Genomic DNA, 3,799 nt, shown 5'->3' with positions numbered 1-3,799 from the left:
GGAGGCCCGCTCGTAGACCTTCAGCTCCGCTCCCTCCACGAGCCGGGCGGTCTTGCGGCCCGTGGCGTCGATGGGGACGATCCGGTCGTCGTCGCCGTGGACCACGAGGGTCGGTACGTCGAACTTCTTCAGGTCCTCGTGGAAGTCGGTGGTGCCGAACGCGTCCACGCAGTCGACGCCGCCCTGGATGGTCTGAGCCATCGCCATGTACCAGAAGGCGTCCTTGTTGCCCCGCGTGACCTTGCTGCCGTCGCGGTCGGCGGAGAAGAAGCCGACCGCGGTGTCCTGCCAGAACTGCGAGCGTTCCTCGATGATGCCGGCCTTGAGGCCGTCGAACACCGACTGCGGAACGCCCTCGGGGTTGTCCGGCCCTCGCAGCATCAACGGCGTGATGGCGGAGAGCAGGACCACGGAGCGGACCCGCTCAGTGCCGTGCCGGCCGATGTAGCGGGCCAGTTCCCCGCCGCCCATGGAGTGCGCGACGAGGGTGACGTCACGCAGGTCGAGGGCGGTGATCAGGTCGTGCAGGTCGTCGGCGAAGGTGTCGAAGTCGTAGCCGTCGTAGACCGGCGTGGAACGTCCGTGGCCGCGGCGGTCGTGGGCGATGCCGCGGTAGCCGGCGTCGGCCACCGCCTTGAGCTGGTCCTGCCAGGCGTCGCCGTTCAGCGGCCAGCCGTGGATGAATACGACCGGACGGCCCCGGCCCCAGTCCTTGTAGAAGATGTCGACGCCGTCGCGAGTGGTGCAGATGGGCATGCGCCCTCCGTGGGTCAGGAGCCCGGCCGTGCGGCGGGCCGGTGGGTGGGAAGGACGCCGCGGCATCCCCCGGAAGCCGCCGCGTCCCCCAGAAGTCGAACGCACCCGCTGAGCCTTCGCACGCAGCACGCCGCCGGACGAGTACGGGGAGCAGGGCGGGCACGTGAACGCGCCGCCGCGCATCCCCCTGTGCCCTCTGCTCGTCTGCCCTCTACTCGTCCGGGTCGACGTGTGTCGGGTCCCGCACCTCGGGCTGCTGGCGGCGGGAGCCGGGAGCGGCCCGGTCCGGGGTGGCCTCGCTGTGCGCGGACTGGGGCGGTGGAGGCGGTGCGTCGTCCCCGGGGGCGCCGACGCCGGCGGCGGGCAGGCGCAGGGCGAGCAGGGCGACGTCGTCGCCGCGGGGCGTGATGCGGTCGAGCAGCTGGTCGCAGTACTCGTCGATGCTCCGCCCCTCCAGCCGGCGGGCCAGGACGCCGGCGTGGTGGCGGAGCTTGGCCATGCCGAGGTCGATCGGGCGGTCGCGGCTCTCCACCAGACCGTCGGTGTAGAGCAGGAGGGTGCTCTCCGGCGGGAGTTCCTCACGTGTGTCGGGCCAGCCCAGACCGAGGCGCAGGGCGGCGCTCATGCCGATGAGCGGGCCGTGTCCGCCCTCCAGGAAGCGGGTCTCCCCGTCCCGCGTGATCAGCAGGGGCGGCGGGTGTCCGGCGTTGACCCAGTGCAGCTGCCAGGGGCCGCCTTCGGGGCCCACGACACGGGCGAAGACGAGCGTGGCCATGGGGGCGTCGCTGGTGTTGGTCACTGCCTCGTCGAGGCGCCGCACGATGACGCTCGGCGGTTCCTGGTGGTCCCAGGCCAGGGCGCGCAGCATGTTGCGGACCTCGGCCATGTGGGCGGCCGCCTGCAGGTCGTGCCCGACCACGTCCCCGATGACCAGGGCCATGACACCGTCAGCGAGCAGAAAGGCGTCGTACCAGTCCCCACCGACCTCCATGGCGCTCTCGGCGGGCCAGTACCGGGCCGCCATGCGCAGGTGGTCGACCTGCGGGAGGGGTGTCAGCAGCTGGCGTTGCATGGTCTCGGCGACGTTCTGCTGCTCGTGGTAGAGCCGGGCGTTGTCGAGGACCAGTCCGACCCGGCGGCCGATGTCGGCCAGCAGGGCGACCTCGGCCTCGGTGTGGGCGGGCCGGTCCCCCGACCTCGCCACGGTCAGGATCCCGTACGACCGTTGCCTGGTGCGGAGCGGGACGACGACGGCCGCGTGTCCGCCGAGCCGTTCGAACAGCACGCGATGAGTGGCGGTGAAGGGGTTCCCCGGGTCGTGCAGCACGTCCTCGGCGCTCAGCGGTGCGGGGCGGTCACTGTTGATCAGCCTGGTGAGCGCGGCGCGGGCCGGGTCCGGCAGCGAGGTCACCGGCCCTCTCAGCCGTCCCGCCCGGTGCGGGTGCGTGCTGCTGCGCACGGCGACCCGCTCCAGGACGTCCGAGTGCCCCTGGCAGACGTCGACCGCGGCCCACTGGCCCAGCTCCGGCACCAGCAGCCGCAGGAGACGGCGGAGCGTGGCGGAGGTGTGCTCGGAGGGGATCAGTACGGTGGAGATCTCGGCCACCAGGTGCAGTTGGGTGGTGAGTGCCTCCAGGGCGGCGGTGCGCGCCTCGGTCTCCTCCGCGGCGCTTCGGTGCAGGCTGAAGTCGTGGAAGACCAGTACGAGCCCTTCCTGCCGGCCGTCCCTGACCAGTGGGGTGGTGGCCCAGATGATCGGTACCGTGGTGCCGTCCGCCCGCTGGAAGTACTCCTCGCTTCCCTCCTCGGCGGCGACGCCGTGCAGCGGGTTGCGCAGCGCGCACCGCTCGCGCGGCACGGGACTCCCGTCGGCGTGCCGGTGCAGCAGGTCGTGCGCGTCGTGTCCGATCATGTCCGGCGCCGAGCGTCCCAGCAGATGCTCGGCCCAGGGATTCACCGAGGTGATGCGCGCGGACGGGTCGAGGGTGAGGACACCGGCGCCGAGAGCCTGCAGGACGGCGCGGTCGAAGCCGGACGCCGGGGCATCGTCCGCTCCTTCGTCACCTGGCTCGTCGCCCTCCCGGTGGCCCGCCCAGCGTGATGTCACGACCCTCACAGCCTTCCGACGCCGTCCGTCCCGCCAGGTTCCCTCAGCGGGCGGGTAAGGACCGCTCCGGAGGGCCGAAGGAGGGAGGTCGGGTAGGCTCCCGGTGCTGATCATGTACCTGGAGGGTTTCGTGCGGGCGAAGACCACGACCACGGCGTCGGCCGTGCTGACCTGTCTGCTGGCCGGGACCCTCGTGGCGGGGTGCGGCAGCGGTGACTCCGGCGGAAACCGGTCCGCCGACGACATGCTCGAGGACGCCAACGCCGCGATGCGGGCGCTGAAGTCCGTGCGGGTCGACTCCACCAGCACCGCGGCGAAGGGCGGCACCGTCACCATCCGGCTCGTGACCGACCTCGACGGCCGGTGCACCGCGAGGACCACCCTGTCCGAGGGCGGCCGCCTCGACCAGATACGGATCGGCGGGACCGACTACGTCCGTCCCGACCGCGCCTACCTGCAGAAGTGGAAGGGCGGGACGAGCGTCACCGGCGAGCAGAAGCTCTGGATCAAGAAGCCGGTGGACGCCGCGCAGCCCGGTGACGGCCTCTCCGCCTGCACGCGCCCCTTCGTCTCCTTCGGCACCGCGAAGACGGGGAAGACCACCCGCGTCGGCGACCGGAAGGCGGTCGAGCTGACCGTGACCGACAAGGAGGACAAGGGCGGGACGTACCGCTTCTACGTCGCCACGCAGGGCAAGCCGTACCTGCTGAAGGCGGTGTACAAGGGCGCCGAGTACGACACGACCACGTCCTTCGCCGACTTCGACGAGCCGCTGGACATCCGGCCTCCGCGGCCGGCCGAGGTGGTCGACGCGGAAGAAGGGTTGAAATGAGGCCGTGAGCGGCTCCGGGCCGGAGTCCGGCGCCCGGCCGTACGGCAGGGGCGGCGGGGCGCGTCTCGCACGGCGGTGCCGCCGTCATCCCGTCGGGCTCGGTG

Annotated in this window: 3 protein-coding genes; 1 reads left to right on the top strand and 2 read right to left on the bottom strand. The window is 72.1% G+C overall.

Features of this window, described 5'->3' with window-relative positions; genetic code table 11:
- Together EBH09_RS34865 and EBH09_RS34860 are read right to left on the bottom strand one after the other, a co-directional pair.
- Nucleotides 1-756, bottom strand: a 756-nt coding sequence (locus tag EBH09_RS34865; protein ID WP_153182765.1) for an alpha/beta hydrolase, incomplete at its 3' end; no start/stop codon positions are given.
- A gap of 211 nt (nucleotides 757-967) precedes the next feature.
- Nucleotides 968-2,863, bottom strand: a complete 1,896-nt coding sequence (locus EBH09_RS34860) for a SpoIIE family protein phosphatase (protein ID WP_193776694.1) — start codon at nucleotides 2,861-2,863, stop codon at nucleotides 968-970.
- Nucleotides 2,864-2,975: 112 nt separating this feature from the next.
- On the opposite strand from EBH09_RS34860, the gene EBH09_RS34855 reads away from it, so the two are divergent.
- Complete coding sequence (locus EBH09_RS34855; protein WP_193776757.1) at nucleotides 2,976-3,695, top strand: hypothetical protein; 720 nt, start codon at nucleotides 2,976-2,978, stop codon at nucleotides 3,693-3,695.
- Nucleotides 3,696-3,799: the final 104 nt, after the last annotated feature.

It is taken from the genome of Streptomyces sp. E2N166 (assembly GCF_003671715.1).
Classification (GTDB): Bacteria; Actinomycetota; Actinomycetes; order Streptomycetales; family Streptomycetaceae; genus Streptomyces; species Streptomyces thinghirensis.
Note: the sequence above shows the minus strand (reverse complement) of the source record. Positions and strands in the feature narration are given on the sequence as shown.